The sequence below is a fragment of the Bacillus cereus group sp. BfR-BA-01441 genome (assembly GCF_022663075.1).
GTDB lineage: Bacteria > Bacillota > Bacilli > Bacillales > Bacillaceae_G > Bacillus_A > Bacillus_A cereus.
Window position 1 is genome coordinate 80,038 of the sequence record NZ_JAKUEU010000007.1, and the last position, 17,001, is coordinate 97,038.

The window sequence follows — 17,001 nt, forward strand, 5'->3', positions numbered from 1 at the left end:
TACAATACTTTTTCGTATAGGTCATATGAGATTATGCATATTAACTAATTCACATAAAAAGGTTGTTCTTTTTAAAAGAACAACCTTTTTTCATTAGCATGTTTGTAATACACAGCATGTATTTTCAAAACGTTGATTTTTCAAATCTTCATTACTAATACAGAAATATAGCATCCCTAGTTCTCCCCAAACCATATTACAATTTTTATGATCTGAATCAATTTGGAATAAAAGAGTCATTTGCTGCGGGTCTACTCCCATATATTCTCCTGTCTCATATAACACTTCTTCTTGTACAGAGAATGGCTCACCAAACATTTGATGGTTATCGTAGTTATCTGGAATTAGCTCTTCAAGTAATTGCAAGAAACGATCTGAATCAGCCTCATCTTCAATAAAAAGTTCTGGTAATTTGTATGTCAGTTCAAAAGTAATTGCACACTGGTTATATTTCGCTTGTATTTCATTTTCTCTTCGTAATTGCTCTACAGGAACATCATAATAAAGTACACGCCCAGCTTCTGTTAGATTCACATTTTCTTCAAAATAATTTTCAATGCAAAAGAAATACAGCATCCCCGTCTTAGGAAGATTGTGATTCATACCAACGTTTTGTAAATCACTTAAGTTAAATTGCGCGATAAATTGTAGTGGATTTCCTTTATGCTTTGGATATTCAAATAAAGCTGGTAGATCAGGAACTCCTCCCATTTTCGAACTACCTATCGCAACAGTTCCCTGCTGCTTTGGCACAACTTTTATACAAGGAAATACAGTATTAATAAGTTCTTCTTTCAAGTGTGTTAGTTCATATTTATCAATTAATACTTCAATTTTTTTATTCATAAATTCTCCTTACATTTACATACTTATTTATATCATAGTACAAAGATTATACTTCATTCTTTACAAAATCAACAAGCCTCCCAAAAACGGGCTTATCCTTCGTACGCGAACAAGTTTAAAAAAGCATACTATACATTGTTCCTACAAACACGATAGTTCTTTAGTTCTTCCAGTACATTTTCCCCTCGTTCATTTTTATTTTTAATATAAGGAGGAATTCCACATGGGTTACGGATATAGTTGCGGCGGTTACGGTTACGGCGGTAGCTGTGGTGGTTGTGGTTACGGAGGTTTCGCTTTATTAATCGTTTTATTCATCCTTCTAATCATCATCGGAGCTAGCTGTTGGGGCGGCTTTGTAGGCTGCTAGTAAACTTAAAAACCATTGTAAAAAAGCACGTACAATACGTGCTTTTTTGCCATTTCCAAATCTTTCATTTGAAAGGAAGTATGTTTAATGAAGATCGATGGTGTTTTTGAAGGAGGCGGTGTACGCGGTATTGCACATGTTGGAGCAATTTGCGCATTAGCCGAAAAAGGTTATGAATGGGAACGTGTAGCTGGAACATCAGCTGGTGCAATTATCGCGGCACTTGTAGCGGCAGGATATTCTTGTTCAGAGCTAAAAACGATTATAACTGATATCGATTATAACAAATTTACGAAGAAAACCTTTATTGACAAAATCCCCTTTATCGGAAAAGGACTAAGTGCATGGACTACTCTAGGTATATACTCTAATGTATTTATAGAAGAATGGATTGAAAAATTACTTCGAAAAAAAGGTGTTCATTTATTTACTGATTTACCGGATCTAAACAAACTCAAAATCATCGCTTCTGATATTAGTAATGGTAAAATGGTTGTCTTTCCTGACGACTTACCAAACTACGGATTTTTAAATTATCGCTTCTCTATCGCTAAAGCGGTAAGAATGAGTAGTACAATCCCCTTCTTCTTTGAACCCGTAAAATGGAGAACTCCAAAATGGAAGCAGCCTTGTTATATGGTTGATGGAGGAATTCTAAGTAATTATCCAATTTGGATCTTCGATTCACCTACCACTCCTCGCTGGCCGACTTTCGGATTTCATTTTGTAAAAGATGAGATTCAAGCTGATCCTGCTCACTATAACGAGCCTATTTCCATGTTCAAAGGACTATTTAAAACAATGATGCAAGCTCATGATTTACGTCATTTAGATAAGGAATCAAAAGCAAGAACGATTACAATTCCAACAGGAACGATTACAAGTACTAATTTTGAACTGACAAAGGAAGAAAAAGAATGGCTTTACAATTCTGGTTATAACTCTGCTAATAAATTTTTACAAGCTTGGAACTTTAGGCAATATATCGATGAATATAGAAAAGGAAAGCAAGACCGAAAGACAAATCGATTTTTTCGTCAACTTGACTCATAATATTATTACTTTGCGTATAAATACGAGAACGTTTAACAACTTAATAATAAATAAGTCTAGTAATTTCTTATATTACTAGACTTATTTATTATTATATAATCTCGTACATTGTTTAAGGATACGTTAACCCTTCGGCTTCCTCTGCAGTAATAACTATGTAACGATTTCCCGTTCTTAATCCTAACAGTTCTGCTTTTTCAATCGCTTCTTGCTTCGTCTCCGCATAAGCAGCTAAATATTTTTCTCCATTGATCATTTGGCAAATTACATATTGTTTCATTACTTTCTCCTCTTACTTTTTCATTAGTTGTGCAAGTTTTTTTATACCTATTTCAATTTCTTCTAACGTTGCGTATGAATACGATAGGCGCAAAAATTGATTTGCACTTCTATCATATAAAGTACCTGGGTTTAATAAAACCTTTTCTTGCAGAGCTTTATCAAATAAACTGCGATATGAAATGGTTACTTTTATATGTACCCATATATAAAATCCCCCTGTTGGTTCATGCCAAGTTGCTATTTCACGAAGATATTTATCTAACATTAGTAACATAAAATCTCTTCGTTTTTTCAATTCACTTCTTACAAAGCGCAAATGCTCATCATATAGACCATTTGTAAACCACTCTGCTGCAATTTGCTGGGATATAGTGCTTGAACCATAATCTGTTTGCATTTTTATGTCTGACAATCTTTGAATTACTGGCTCAGGTCCAACAATCCATCCAATTCTTAACCCTGGACTAATTACTTTGGACATGCTTCCAATATGTAGTACGATTCCATTTTTATCATAGGCTTTTAAAGGTTTCGAACAAGGTGCATCAAACCATAAGTCTTGATACACTGCGTCCTCTATAATAGGTAATCCAATTTCATTACATATTTCCATCACTTCTATTCGTCTCTTCGCATTCATACTAAAGTTCGTTGGATTATGAAAAGACGGGATTGTATATAAAATAGATGCATTAAATTGCTTCTTATATTTTGTAATATATGATGTATTTAAACCGTTCTCATCCATTGGTATTCCAATGAAACGCATTCCTGCGGATTGAAAAACATTAAGCGAATATAAATAGGATGGTTTTTCTAATAAGATGGATGCCCCTTTTGGAAGAAGCCCCATAGAGATAAGTTGCAGCGCTTGAATTGCTCCTGAAACAATTAATATAGAGTCAGGAGATACACATATACCATGCCCCTTTAAGTATTCGGAAATCTTTTCCCTTAAATAAAAATTTCCTTTCGGCTCTTCATACCCAAGCGTCACATTTGACTTTAAAAGCTTATTCATAATTTCTTTCATCTTTTTCTCAGGTAAGAGACTCGGCGCGAGCTCACCTGTTCCTAATCGAATTACATGTGGATAAAATTCAGCTTGATTAATCTCCTGAATAGCTGGGAGATTCGGATAATGAAGTCCTGTTTCTACATAAGACTGCCAATTAGGCGGGGGTGCGTAAGTTGAAGCATTCTCATTATTATTTACAACAATTGTTCCTTTCCTGCCATTCCCTTCTATGTATCCCTTTGCAACTAGTTCACCGAAAGCCATTACAATTGTGCTTCGATTCACACCAAATGTATGTGCCAAATCTCTTTGTGAAGGTAATTTCGTTCCAACGGTCCATTCTCCATTAACGATCCTTTCTTTTATATACGTTTCTATTTGTTTATACAGAGGAGTCGCTAGAGACATATTCGGTTTCCAAACGAATCTTTCCATTATATCACCTTATATTCTTTTTGGTTGGTAACCTCCCCAACCATATGGATGGATACAAATTTTCATTTCTTCTATACAATATACACTATCATAATGAATTAAAATAGGAGGTAATATGATGAGTGAAGCAATTATTCATGGTATCATTCTTGCATTTGGACTTATCATTCCATTAGGTGTACAAAATGTTTTTGTCTTTAACCAAGGTGCGAGCCAACCAAACATTTGGAGGGCAGCCCCTGTAGTATTAACTGCCTCTATATGTGATACGTTACTCATATTGATTGCAGTGCAAGGTGTCTCCCTTGTACTCCTTACTTTTTCTTGGCTAACTAACTCGTTATATATAATTGGATTTTTCTTTCTCCTATACATGGGCTTTGTTATTTGGAGAAGTAACCCTTCCAACGATGTAAAACAAGAAAAAAGTATGCCCTTAAAAAAGCAAATCCTTTTCGCAGCATCCGTTTCGTTATTAAATCCACATGCTATTTTAGACACAATCGGTGTAATTGGAACAAATTCTATTCAATACATAGGAAGTGAAAAATGGGCTTTCACACTTGCAACTATTATCGTTTCTTGGATTTGGTTTATAAGCTTAGCGTTAGCGGGGAAATTTCTAAAAAGACTAGACTCAACCGGAAAGACAATTTTATTATTAAATAAATTTTCTGGTCTCATCATATGGGGTGTCGCGCTTTATATGTTAAAACAAGTTATTTATTCTTAATGAACGAAAGAGAATTGCATGTTACTCAAAACATCATGCAATTCTCTTACAAATTATGAAGTAGGCTCTGGTTTCTGTTTTACCGTCTTTGCATCCTTTGCTGGTTTAATCCAAATGATTGCTATGATAGCACCAATGGCAGCGAAAATACTTGTCAAATAAAACACTTCATGGTCCGCCCCTTTCATGAAAAAAGAATATAAAGGTGGTCCAGCTGCTACACCGATAAATCGCATTGAACTATAAAATGACGTAACCGTTCCCCTTTGCTCCTTTTCAATTCCTTGTGTAATGAGGGCATCTAAACATGGGAGTGCCATACCAATCCCTATCCCCATAATAACGAGACAAAGAAGTAGTAAATAAATCCCTTTTATAAATAAAGGAATGATGACTGATGCAGCTGCCATTAAAAAACCAATATAAATACACTTCTTCATAACATTTTGATTATCTCCAATTTTTTTACCGGCCATATATGAACTAAGTGACAGTACAAGTAACGGGATAGCAAGCACACACCCTTTCCATATACCATGAATGTCATACTTTGATTCCAGTATAGTCGACAAATAAAAGAGAATTCCGAATAAAATAAGCATAATAATTGCACCTAATGCAAAAATGGCAATTAACCATCTTCCTTTTTCTCGAAACGTAGACAGAATAGATTTTATAAACTCTTTAAGTGGTGGTACTTCTCCTTCTTGTTTCTTTGCCTTTACTAGAACAAGCAACAAAACAATTGATATGACACATAAAACTGGAATCGCCCAAAATGGTAAGAACCATACAATGGCAGCAAGAGCAGATCCTAAAATAGGGCTCAGCACTTTTCCAAATGTATTGGATGTCTCAATAATTCCCAGGCCTGTACTAACTTGTTTTTCGTCTTTGTATAAATCACCAACACACGGTATAACAACCGGCATTGCCCCAGCAGCACCAATACCTTGAATCGCTCTACCGATTAATATCCAAGTGTAGGGATTATCAACTTTCCAAGATACCCAACCAGTTATAGCTCCTCCTATAGCCGCAATCAGCAAACTCGGAACCATTACCATCTTTCGTCCCCATCTATCTGATAAATAACCAGCAATCGGTATAAGTAAAATGGCTACGATAGAGTAAATTGTAATAATCATGGATACTTGAAACGATGAAATATGTAATTTCTTTTCAATTGTCGGCAAGATTGGAATGAGCATTGAATTCCCTAATGTCATGACAAGTGGAACTGATGCAAGCGCAATTAAACAACAGTTTTCTTTTTTTAACATGTTGATTTCGGAACCTTTCATCATATATTTCTTACCATATAATAGCCCTGCTGGAACATAATTTTCATTCCACCAGGGCTATTACATCTTTAATACTTCCCATTCACAACAAAAGAAATTGGGTAAAATATAGTATTACTTTTATTCTTTGAATTCTGTTCGCAATATATTCATACCAATTAATTGAAAAAAAAAAGAAAGGAAGAATCCTTCCTTTCTCCTATAACCTTCTACATTTAGCGAGTATATCCGCCACCAAGCTGTTGTTCTGCCATCGCTACTAGGCGTTTTGTGATTTCACCGCCTACAGAACCGTTTGCACGTGAAGAAGTATCAGCTCCAAGTTGTACACCGAACTCTTGTGCAATTTCATACTTCATTTGATCTAAAGCTGCTTGTGCTCCATGTGATGCTAATTGATTAGAATTACGATTTCTAGCCATTACCAATCACCTCCTTATTTATATATAAATTGTGTTAAATTCAAATTAAAATACATGGAAATTTTTGGTTATTTTTTACCATAAAAAAAGAGCCTCTAAAACGAGACTCTCACATCATTTCACATTACGAACTTACTACTTCTAATTTTCTATTTATTAATACTTTCATTTCTTCTTTTAATATCTCTTTTGAATTATGTCCAAACCATTCTAAGGAAGCAAAAAGATCCGTGCCTCTCACTTCCTGAATAATCTCATCATAATTTACAATACCTTCAAATAACGGAACCATACCAATACGACTTCCTGCTGCAGCATATACATTATTAGGTTCAAACACATGCAAATAATCCGCTGAAGATATATTCTTAAAATGGTAATGTAGTGTCCACGGCTTTAATCGATGGAAACTGTCTATTGGATCTGCGCCAGACTCCCATATATGAAGAAAATCAAGATTTATTTTTAAATTCGGATGGTTTACTTCTTCTAATAGTTCTATAGTAGAAGGCAATGTGTCCGTTAGTGTATTGGGATGTGTTTCTAACAGCACATACATATTGTGCTGAGCAAATACATCACAAATCTTACGTATTCGCTTTACATACTCTTTTCTCTCTTGTTCCGAGAAGTCCTTGCTCCCTTTTTGCCCAGCAAACGTGCGAATTTTATTCGTATTAAACCAATTAGCTAGTACTACAAGTTGTTCACTTTTCTCTATCGTTTTTTCAAAATCTGCTGATAATGATATATCTAAGTAATCACTTATCATCGTAATTTCTAAGTTTTTATCCTTTAGAAAATTCAATTCTCGTTCTGTCGTTTCACGTTCTTGCATGTACAAATTTTGTGCATGCGTCCCCCATAATTCAATTCCTTCAAAACCGTTTTCATATGCAAATTGAACAATATCAGTAAATGAAATTAATTGATGACGAAATGAAATGGTACATAGCGAATATTTCATAGCATTAAACTCCCCTATCTTAAATTCAGTTAGCTTATTAAAGAGTTGCGACAGATTGATTTGTTTTCATACCTTTCCATGATAGAAACTGTCTCTCTAATTCCTTCTTAATTTGCAGTTCAATTGCATTCATTTCATCCAGTTTTTCAATAATCGATACTAGCATACCTTTATTATTCGTCATTGCCATTTTAATTGCACGATACTGTACATTTGTAAATCCTTGTACAATATCCTCTACCCGATCACACCAATAATCAAATTCTTGCTCCGAATATTGCAACGTTTCACGGAAGTATGCAAAGGCATGCTCATAACTATATTTACGAATTGCAAGTACTGGTATTTGTTTTACTGCTGCTACAAGTCCAGAAAGCGCATATCCTTCTTCCTCATTTGCCATTTTTACAATTAAATTTTTCAGTTCCATAGTCAGTTCATTGTCGTTCTTTTTGAATGTTTCTGTGAAATAACTAGCTACTGTTTCTTGCGTTGGCTCCCCAATTCCTTCTATATCAATGAAATAACCTCCACCAAATGGGTTATCTTGAATAGAGTGAAGTACTTTTTCTCTTTCCATATTTCCTTCCCAACGAAAATCAGGATCTAGCATGAACCACTCTTCTTCTTTCTCTGTTTTTGATATCATTAAATAATGTGGAAACGGTTTTTGATGAAATTTATTTTCCCTCTCTGGTAATAGAGACATATCAACCATTACAATGACATAACGATTTTCCGGCTTGTTTTCTACTAATTCTAAAAACGTTTCTACATTGCTATCTTTATCTTTTGCATGATCATACCATTCGTTTACTTTAATACCGTACAATTTTTCAAACCAAAGTAAATAATGATCATGGTTAATGTTTTCAGAGTGATATGAAATAATTCCGCCTTCTGTTATATCAAAATCTCCATCCCATAGTCCAAAATAAAATGGACGAAAATCAATGTCGCTACGCCTTTTTATAATTTCACAAAAACAACTCACTAAACAGTGCACTTTAATTGAAGTCATACTCTCATCCACTTTCCTAAAGGTTAGTTATTCACATTTACTTCCTGTAACGGCTCTAACTCCTCCATAAAATCAAGCAAAGATCCTACAGTAAGAAATGCCTTTGGATCTACCTCATCCTCTGGAACGCATAGCTTTACATCCATTTCTATGTATACAATAAGCTGTAACATCATTACCGAATCTATATATAAATCTTGATTTAAGCGCATCGTTTCTTCTAAATGCGTTACATTTTTCATTTCCATTTTTTCTATCATAATTTTTAACACGGCATTCTTTAACGCTTCCCGTCTCATGTTGTAACCTCTCCCATCTCTAGTAACTTTCTACTTACTTTTCCGGTTTTATTTTTAGGAATTTCATTTACACTTTCAATTTCATACGGAACTTTATAAGAAGGTAAGTGCTGAATACACCATTCTCTTATTTTCACTGGATCAACATGAGAGATCACTTTCGCTTTAACTATTTCGCCCATCACAGGATGTTTCCCTCGATATACAATTGCCTCTTGCACACCTTCCAATCGAAGCATCGTTTCTTCTACCTCTATAGGAAAGACTTTTAATCCTGAAACATTAATTACATCGTCCATACGCCCCATAAAATGAATGCCACGCTCAGATTTATAACCTAAATCTTTCGTGAAAATTTCCTTATCATTCATTTTCACGACGATTTCTTCCGGTGCATTTTCATCTGAACCTATGCTTATACTCGCATGAGGTAGAGGGTTTCCTAAATCTAAATGGCTCTTCATATCATGACATATACTAATACAACCTGCTTCAGAACAACCGTATTGCTGCATCATATATGTTGTCATTTCTTTTAGTTTATAAAATAGTGCTTCTGGCAAAGGCGATCCTGATGTCATAATTTTATGAAACTGGAACGTTCCTAATGGAAAACTCCCCATAATGTGTAACATAAGTGGTACTGCATATATGATATGTTTTTCTGTATTGCGAACTATATTTAATGCGAATTTAGGATTTTTGTTCGTAATGATTACAGGTTTGCTCCCCCTCGTAATTGCTGATAACGTACCACATATTAGTCCGTATGAATGTGAAACAGGAGCCATAACGATTGGCACTTCATCTACTTCACAGTTTAAAGCTTCATTATAGGCAGTAATTTCTGTATCAACTTCCGTCCATGCTCTACGAATCAGTTTCGGTTCTCCCGTAGTTCCCGAACTATATTGCAATAAAGAAGGCTCTTCTAGTAAAAAGTTCCCTACTTCTAATTTTGTAAAATCGCCATATTCTCCATATAAAACTCCTACACAATTTGCACGCTTTGCCATTTCAATAGCCGTTTCTTTTGGCGTATCTTCATGTATAAGTAATACTGATGATTTCTTTTCTTTTAAGAAAAACACAAGCGTAATAATATCGAATGGATCTTTCAGACAAAGTGCAAATCTATTTCCTTCTGCTTCTTGAAATTGTTCCATTTCCTCATAAACTTGTAATCTCAAATTAAAATTACTTTTGCTATACTCTTGTTTATTAACGATTAGCATAATTTCCCCCTGTAACAATTGATTTTTGTTTCATAAGTTTTCTTACTCTATACAATGGATTTGGAACTTCATGAACAAGCGATTCCACATCCATATATAATCGACGTTTCGTTAATTGTTCAGCATAGAATGTAGGTGCATATAATTGAATATTTTCAAATCTACCTTTCAAATGTGGATATATTCTTAAATGATCTTCAATTTCTTCAACAACCATCATCCAAAAATGTTCTTCTTTCAATCCATATTCATCCGCAAGTACGAATGCTAATTCTCCTAAATTAAACAGGAATAGTGCATCTAACACCATCTCTTGCAAACATTCAATGCCATCCATTTCAAAGAAATCATTCATTTTTCCATTCGCATATGTTTTATGCATTTTAGTAAAGTCGGGACATTTGTCAACTTCTTTCAAATATGGACGATAAAACTCAAGCCCTTCATGAAAATCCTTTAACGCAATACGAACAGGCACCCCTTCTTTATGGACTAGAATCATATTTTGTCCATGTGATTCCAGTGCGATGCCATGCTCTACAACAAGATGTATAACTGGTATTATCGCTTTTTGAATAAGTAATTGTAGCCAATCCTTCATTCCATATTTATTCAACCACACATCAATAATTGGTGTACCATCTTTCTCTTTAGCGTATAAACCATTAAAAGGAATTGCATCCTCTTGTGCATCTAAATACTTATGAACGCTTTCGCGCCAAATACATCCTAATGAACCATATATAGCTTTCTTATTCGTGTCATACGTTACACTTGAAAACTCACTTAACAAGATTAAACGTGCTTCATCCATTAAATAGGCGTCATTACTTACAACATCATTTAACCAATTTGATATTACTGGTGCACTCACAACAGAGTATGGTTTCAGCGTACGAAGTGTTGAAGTGTTGAGTAAATTCATCGATAATTTAACGTACGGTTTCTTTGGACTCGTAATATTTCTTAACGTTCTCATTGACTGTTGCGCGCAATAATCGTCCTCTGATGTTCCTAAATAAATAATAAATTTACCCTGTATATGATCCGCATAATTTGAAATGATGAAATTCTCCCACTGCCATGGGTGAACAGGTATAAACACGTACTGTTTTGGATTACATCCCTTATTACGAATTCGTTCCATAAACTCTTCTAATTTACGATCGCCAATCTCCTCTTTTAAAAGATTGTTATACATCACTTCATTCTCATAACCTACAGTCGCATAATTCTTATGTGCTGCAATCCATATGAGTTTTATTGGCTGCATAAATTCATAACCATATTGAAAATTGTCACGATATTGAAATCCAACACGTGCTTTATAACTAGGATGGTATGGATGGCCATCTATTAATTGGCTTTCAAACTCATCGTAAGATTTTTGAGTATATTCTCTCTTATTATTTCTTTCATATTGTGCAATCGTGTCTTTAAATATTGTTTGTTCTAATTCGTGCATAAAAGAATCTAATTTAGCTTGTTCTACACTAGTAACCCGAAAAACTTCTTCTAGAAATTGCGAGACAGACTGTATTTCTTGCTGTTCATCTTGAACTCTTACTATTAATGAGTCTAACGAAATACGTCCAAATGTCATCCGTTCCCTGCCATAGCATTTGTACGTGACACTTTTGTCTTCTTCATCAAGTCCTTGTATTAGAAAAAGAAGTTGTTCTTCTTTTTCTATGCGAACCGGTGTAATAATCCCCTCATAAATTAACGATTCTACTAATTGACGTAGCACTCTTCTTCGTACTGAAATGTAATCTTCTGATTCGAGCGCCTTCAATACTTTCGTATGATACATGTCCACTCTCATAAAACCCTCCACCTTATGACAAAATACCATTATTTGTATTACGTGAAATTTTAACGTTATTTATGAACGAACAGCCACTTCTCTAACGAGTGGATTATGTACTTGCACATAAATAGCTTGCTCCAATGGATTACTTAACTCATCGACATCGAAAAATCTCGTTAGTAAATTTGCTTTACACGCTAACTTATCTTCGTCCAATAATTCTCTTAAAAATGTAGAAGGTTCCCGGTTATATGGAAGAAATGATTCAAGTACAGACCTTAATTCCGAGAGAAGAATTTCCTCCTTAATTAATCCTGCTGTGCCAAAACCATTAATGAGGCCAAACATATGATTGAAAATTAAGTAGTAACGAAATCTCTCATCCACAATATAGTCGTCATATAAATTTCCAGTACGTTCTCCAATACCAGCTAATTCATTATTAAGCATCTCTTTCATTGAGTTACAGAAATAAAATCCTTGATTATCACGGAAATAATATTTGATCGGATAACCATCTTTTAGCTGAACAACGCTATTTTGCTGATGAGCTTCTAATGCAACACCATACTGTAAATACATCCATACCATTGGCTTTAAAGAAATATTCATATATCGTCTAAACCACTCTAAGCTTACTTCTTCACAGCTTTTACTTTCTAAATCTGCTAGGCGATGAATAATATTCGATAACCGCGTACGCTCCCCAGGTATAGCGTCTTGAACTAGCCCAGCAATTAATGTTGCGTCGTTTGCATGTTCACTATAAAAAGGATTCTCACGAATAATCACTTCAAATCCAGATTCTTGTGTTCCATAATTTAATGTAATAAAGGCTGGATCACAAATAAAATCAAATCCTGGAAATCTTTCTCGTACTTCACCAATAGCCGTATTTAACATTTCCTTCCCTTCAAGACCACTCTCAAGTTCTTTCAGTTTATTAATACGCATTGAATTCGTTACTTTCACCGGAAATGAAAACTTAAGCATATACTTCGAATTGGGATGATATAGCGTCCTTAGTGATGATGTTGCCATATAATACTTACCTACAGGACCAATATACTCAAGCAATTCTTGAACTATCCAATCTTGTACGTAAGCTTGATGCAAGAGCCATTCTGCCTGAAGCGGATGAATTGGAATTAATGCATATTGATCTTCCTTACAGTACTTCGCTATAAATTCCTTACTAACCATCTCATCATTACTTAATTCTTCTTTTATAATCATTGTTGTAGAATCTGATAATAATGATTTTTCATTTACTATACTTTTATGTGCCCGAAAATAATGAAGCTGACATTCTCCTTTTAATTCTGGAGAATACATTGCACTTTTCCAATCCAATATCCCCTGTCTACTCTTTGGTGTAGGATGAGTTAAATGCCCAAATAATAAAGACTGCTCCGCTTCTATAAAAGTTGTATGAAAACCGTATAATGCGGATGTATCTTCTATTCTCTCTTTTGTAAATTCCTCAATATTTTGACAACTACGGATGACTCGAAGCATAAGTTCCGCAGGATTCGTTCCTTCTCCGTAGTTGATAGACATCTCTTTTATTAAAAATGTAATAACTGTAACATAATCTGCTGTAATAACAGAATGACTATCTCCAATTTGATAATAAAATTGTTCTCCAAACAAATGGCGATCTGTTGATGATTTATATATAACTTCTCCATACAAAGTAACGTTCTGTGCCGATAGCCGACAACATAAATATGTGGGGACTGTATCTCTATTCAACGTATTACTGAAGATACTCTTCATTCTTTCATCCTCTGTAATCCATTCTCCACTCCCTGTTTCTCTTAAATAACAGTTTAAAAAGCTTTGTAATGTTGCATGTTCTGCGATTTGTTTCGCATGCTGCATGTTGGTCCTCCTCTTTATATTAACGCTATGAGAATTTCATATTACAATTGATAATTGAATATCGTTATCAACTATGATTCTAATTGATAATGATATTCAATTCAATAGTATATTTCAGAATTTTTTTATCAAATTAAATTTTTCTTTTTTTCTTTCTTTTCTTTAATCTAGTTAAAAGTACACTAGAAAAATTCTTGCTTTCAAACTAATTACCTACTATTTTTTATTAATCCACCTTTTGATGGATTAATAAAAAGGTACACCAAATGAGGTATACCTTTCTATACGATATGTTTACATAATATTATTATATGCATCAATCTATATAGCTGTTTGTTTTTGTAACAAATTCAAATCTCTCCAACAATACGCTGTTTCTTCTACCCTTACTCTCTCTAAAAATTTCGTATCAATTTTTTCAGGGTTGAATTTTTCATAAAACTTTTTAGAAGGATTATTCGTAACAACCCAAACTAAAAGTGATTGCATATCATTATTTATACAATCCGATAATAAAGCTTGAAATAACTTTTGTCCTATTTTCATTCCTTGATACTCTTGTAAAAGGTAGATTGCATATAATTCTCCATCACAATTATATGTACCAGTTCTTTCTACTCCCCCATCGATGAATCCAACTATTTCTCCATTTAAATTCTCTGCTACAAATCTAAATTGATGATTACCCTCTTTTTGAAAAATATCTTCCCATTGTTTTTCTCGTTTCTCATATGCTATATTATCTAGAATTTCGTCAGCAAATATCCCTTTATACGTTGTTTTCCAACTATCAACATGCACCTTTGCTATACCTTGTATATCATCCTTTATTGCTCTTCTAATATGTATTCCCATCATTTCTCCCTCCTTGTTACTCATCATTATATCAATTTCATTCCTTAAGAATCCAAATAAAAAAGAGTGAATTCACTTCACTCTTTTTTATCACAATTATCTACTTTCCACTTCAACTGAAACTACTCGATCTATCTCTTTCAGGGAACTATATAACTCTGTTGTATATAAATCTTCTGGAGCTAAAATAACCATCTCTAGTTGCTGAAATGCTCCACTATCTATATCTTTAATTTTCACGCGTTTCACATGCATGCCTAAATTTTTAATTTGCTTAAATATACCATCTAACTCATGATGCTCTTTAACAGTAATTTTTATAGATAAATCCTTTTGTCTTAATGAATACGGTCCTGCAATTTTCACAAGTTGCGGAAGTACATTAATCGCTAAAATAATTAAAACCATCGCAACTGTCGCTTGTAAATAAAATCCCGCACCAATTGCGATCCCTAAAGCTGAAGCAGCCCACACCATAGAAGCTGTTGTTAATCCAGAAATAACGTCATTACTTCTTCGTAAAATGACACCCGCGCCAAGAAAACCAATTCCACTAACAATTTGAGCGGCCAGTCGCATCGGATCCATATTTGTATGTCCTGGAACAGAATATACATGTACAGATTCAATTGAAACCATCGTAATTAAACAACTTGCTACAGAAATAACCATACTTGTTTTCACACCAAGTGGTTTATTCTTTAGCTGCCTATCTATCCCGATGAATAATCCTAAAAAGAGTGCTAAACCTAATTTGAGTAAAAATTCATATGACATATTCCCATTCTCCTTACTTTACAATGTTTCCCTTAGAATAACTCACTATAACTCTTTTATGATATCAATTCCAGTCTTTTCTATTCATTTAACGTAAAAAACCGAAAAAACATTTATAACGATGTTTCTCCGGCTTTTTATTACACTTTAGATTCTTCTTTATTTCTGATCTTTAATCTTAATTTCTGCATCTTTGTAGAATGCTAATTTACTGTCATTATACTCTTTTGTAAATTTGTTAAACTGCTCTTTCGACTTTTGTGCTTCCACATTTAATTCATTAACAGTTTTAACTTTTTCACCGATTTCTTTTAATTTCGTTTCTTTTACTTTTAATTTTTCATACAGTTCTTTTTCAGTCGCTAACACTTTCGTGTAATTTTCATTCATCTTTTGGAATGCATCATAACGATTCTTATACGACTCTTCTACTGCTTTTGCTTGTTTTTGTAACTTCTTATCTTCAATCTTCTCTATATTACTTTGAACAGACTTCGTTTCCTTCTGTGCTTTTTCTAGCATTTCTTTCTCACTTTTCAATACTTTTTCACGATCGTCTACATTTGCAGTAGCTTGCTCTATTTTCTTCACAACTGCTTCATTATGATCTTTACCTTCTTGCAAAATTTGAGCATATAATTCTTGCCCTTGTTTCTCTAACTGCTCTAATTTTTTTGCTTCATCCACTAAAGATTTTTCTTGTGTTGCTGCTGTTTCAAAAGCTGTATATAGATTTTCTTCTGGCTTTTCACCGAAACAACCTGTTAAAAGTCCTACTGATAATGCTCCAACTACTGCTACTTTTCCATACTTCAACGTTCATTCCTCCATTACATACGGTTATCATGCCAGAAGTTCACTGGGAAGTGACTCTCTTCATGATAAGCTTCAAACTCATAACCTTTTTCTTTTAGCCCCTTTAAAATTGCTGGCACAGCAGCAACTGATTGCGGGTGAATATCATGCATTAAAATTACTTCTTGTGGTTTTGTTGCGTTTGTTAATACGTTTTGAGCAATTTGTGCTGCAGCTGCATCAACTGGCATTTTATTGTATCTCCAATCTAATGAATCAATTGTCCAATCCCATACTTTAAATCCGCCTTCTACCACTTTATTTCGAAGACCTTCATTCAATCCAGGCATCGAACCATATGGAGGACGTGTTAATTTAGGTGATTTCCCAATAATATTAGCGATTAAACCTTGATCTTCTTTCATCTCATTTACATACTCGCCATTTTTATATAACTTTGCGAAATTATGTGTCATACTATGCATGCCTACATAATGACCCTCAGCATTTTCACGTTTCACTAAATCAGGAAATTCTTTTACATTCGCTCCAATTAAAAAGAACGTCGCCTTCGCATCATGTTGTTTTAGCGTATTTAATAATTCAGCCGTATATTTCCCTGGCCCATCGTCAAATGTAAGATAAGCAACTTTTCTTTCTTTTCCATTAAAACGACTTGGTGCCGTTTTATTCATTTCAACTTTCGGCTGTTCACTTGCAAGCTGCACTACATTTTCTTGTTTCGCAACAGCTTTTGCTGGTGAAGTAATTGATTGAAACATGTAATACCCAATAGCTACTGCGGCAATCGCTATTAAAACGACTACTATTTGTTTAATTTTTAAAGCTTTTTCCATTCTATCGAATTCCTCTCCCTATTAATCTTATATATAAA

General features: G+C 34.1%; 18 protein-coding genes. 3 read left to right on the top strand and 15 right to left on the bottom strand.

Translation table 11 applies throughout. From position 1 onward, the window contains the following. Positions 1-93: 93 nt before the first annotated feature. Positions 94-846 carry a YwqG family protein gene (locus MR107_RS05390; protein WP_001034846.1) on the bottom strand — a complete coding sequence of 251 codons (753 nt, stop codon included), beginning with the start codon at positions 844-846 and terminating at the stop codon, positions 94-96. Between the two features lie 223 nt (positions 847-1,069). Between MR107_RS05390 and MR107_RS05395 the strand changes: the two genes are divergently transcribed. Next, complete coding sequence (locus MR107_RS05395) at positions 1,070-1,216, top strand: YjcZ family sporulation protein (protein ID WP_000540425.1); 147 nt, start codon at positions 1,070-1,072, stop codon at positions 1,214-1,216. Positions 1,217-1,303: 87 nt separating this feature from the next. Next, positions 1,304-2,269, top strand: a complete 966-nt coding sequence (locus MR107_RS05400; protein WP_242292116.1) for a patatin-like phospholipase family protein — start codon at positions 1,304-1,306, stop codon at positions 2,267-2,269. A 112-nt stretch (positions 2,270-2,381) separates the two neighbouring features. Here the strand turns inward: MR107_RS05400 and MR107_RS05405 are convergent, their stop codons facing one another. Together MR107_RS05405 and MR107_RS05410 are read right to left on the bottom strand one after the other, a co-directional pair. Next, a complete protein-coding gene (locus tag MR107_RS05405) occupies positions 2,382-2,549 on the bottom strand; it encodes a DUF3933 family protein (protein ID WP_000816389.1) in 168 nt (55 codons plus the stop codon). A 12-nt stretch (positions 2,550-2,561) separates the two neighbouring features. Further along, complete coding sequence (locus MR107_RS05410; protein WP_000439422.1) at positions 2,562-4,004, bottom strand: aminotransferase-like domain-containing protein; 1,443 nt, start codon at positions 4,002-4,004, stop codon at positions 2,562-2,564. Positions 4,005-4,122: 118 nt separating this feature from the next. On the opposite strand from MR107_RS05410, the gene MR107_RS05415 reads away from it, so the two are divergent. Then, positions 4,123-4,737 (top strand): LysE/ArgO family amino acid transporter, encoded by a 615-nt coding sequence (locus MR107_RS05415; RefSeq protein ID WP_001287303.1) that lies wholly within the window; start codon positions 4,123-4,125, stop codon positions 4,735-4,737. 53 nt (positions 4,738-4,790) lie between these two features. Here the strand turns inward: MR107_RS05415 and MR107_RS05420 are convergent, their stop codons facing one another. The 12 genes from MR107_RS05420 to MR107_RS05475 form a co-directional block, all read right to left on the bottom strand. Continuing rightward, positions 4,791-6,020 (bottom strand): bacillibactin exporter BcbE, encoded by a 1,230-nt coding sequence (locus tag MR107_RS05420; RefSeq protein ID WP_002197672.1) that lies wholly within the window; start codon positions 6,018-6,020, stop codon positions 4,791-4,793. A 236-nt stretch (positions 6,021-6,256) separates the two neighbouring features. Next, positions 6,257-6,463, bottom strand: a complete 207-nt coding sequence (locus MR107_RS05425) for an alpha/beta-type small acid-soluble spore protein (RefSeq protein WP_000113545.1) — start codon at positions 6,461-6,463, stop codon at positions 6,257-6,259. Positions 6,464-6,587: 124 nt separating this feature from the next. Beyond that, positions 6,588-7,430: a sugar phosphate isomerase/epimerase family protein gene (locus MR107_RS05430; RefSeq protein ID WP_000877681.1), complete on the bottom strand. Its 843-nt coding sequence runs from the start codon at positions 7,428-7,430 to the stop codon at positions 6,588-6,590. A 37-nt stretch (positions 7,431-7,467) separates the two neighbouring features. Then, positions 7,468-8,451, bottom strand: coding sequence for a DUF6005 family protein (locus tag MR107_RS05435; RefSeq protein ID WP_000200705.1), 984 nt, complete (start codon positions 8,449-8,451; stop codon positions 7,468-7,470). A gap of 23 nt (positions 8,452-8,474) precedes the next feature. Further along, complete coding sequence (gene asbD, locus MR107_RS05440; RefSeq protein WP_048656276.1) at positions 8,475-8,750, bottom strand: petrobactin biosynthesis protein AsbD; 276 nt, start codon at positions 8,748-8,750, stop codon at positions 8,475-8,477. After that, on the bottom strand, positions 8,747-9,985 hold the full coding sequence (locus MR107_RS05445) for an AMP-binding protein (RefSeq protein WP_000909585.1): 1,239 nt from the start codon (positions 9,983-9,985) through the stop codon (positions 8,747-8,749). The genes asbD and MR107_RS05445 overlap by 4 nt, the downstream gene beginning before the upstream one ends. After that, complete coding sequence (locus MR107_RS05450; protein WP_048656275.1) at positions 9,972-11,810, bottom strand: IucA/IucC family protein; 1,839 nt, start codon at positions 11,808-11,810, stop codon at positions 9,972-9,974. The genes MR107_RS05445 and MR107_RS05450 overlap by 14 nt, the downstream gene beginning before the upstream one ends. Before the next feature lie 60 nt (positions 11,811-11,870). Continuing rightward, a complete protein-coding gene (locus MR107_RS05455) occupies positions 11,871-13,679 on the bottom strand; it encodes an IucA/IucC family protein (protein ID WP_001163345.1) in 1,809 nt (602 codons plus the stop codon). 321 nt (positions 13,680-14,000) lie between these two features. Then, the gene (locus tag MR107_RS05460) at positions 14,001-14,537 is read right to left on the bottom strand and encodes a GNAT family N-acetyltransferase (RefSeq protein WP_033666136.1); all 537 of its coding nucleotides are present in this window, start codon (positions 14,535-14,537) and stop codon (positions 14,001-14,003) included. A 93-nt stretch (positions 14,538-14,630) separates the two neighbouring features. Further along, entirely contained in the window at positions 14,631-15,311 is a 681-nt protein-coding gene (locus tag MR107_RS05465) for an MgtC/SapB family protein (RefSeq protein ID WP_000119510.1), read from the bottom strand. 159 nt (positions 15,312-15,470) lie between these two features. Further along, positions 15,471-16,127 (bottom strand): YkyA family protein, encoded by a 657-nt coding sequence (locus MR107_RS05470; protein ID WP_000873565.1) that lies wholly within the window; start codon positions 16,125-16,127, stop codon positions 15,471-15,473. Positions 16,128-16,141: 14 nt separating this feature from the next. Continuing rightward, positions 16,142-16,963: a peptidoglycan-N-acetylglucosamine deacetylase gene (locus MR107_RS05475; protein ID WP_000409484.1), complete on the bottom strand. Its 822-nt coding sequence runs from the start codon at positions 16,961-16,963 to the stop codon at positions 16,142-16,144. Positions 16,964-17,001: the final 38 nt, after the last annotated feature.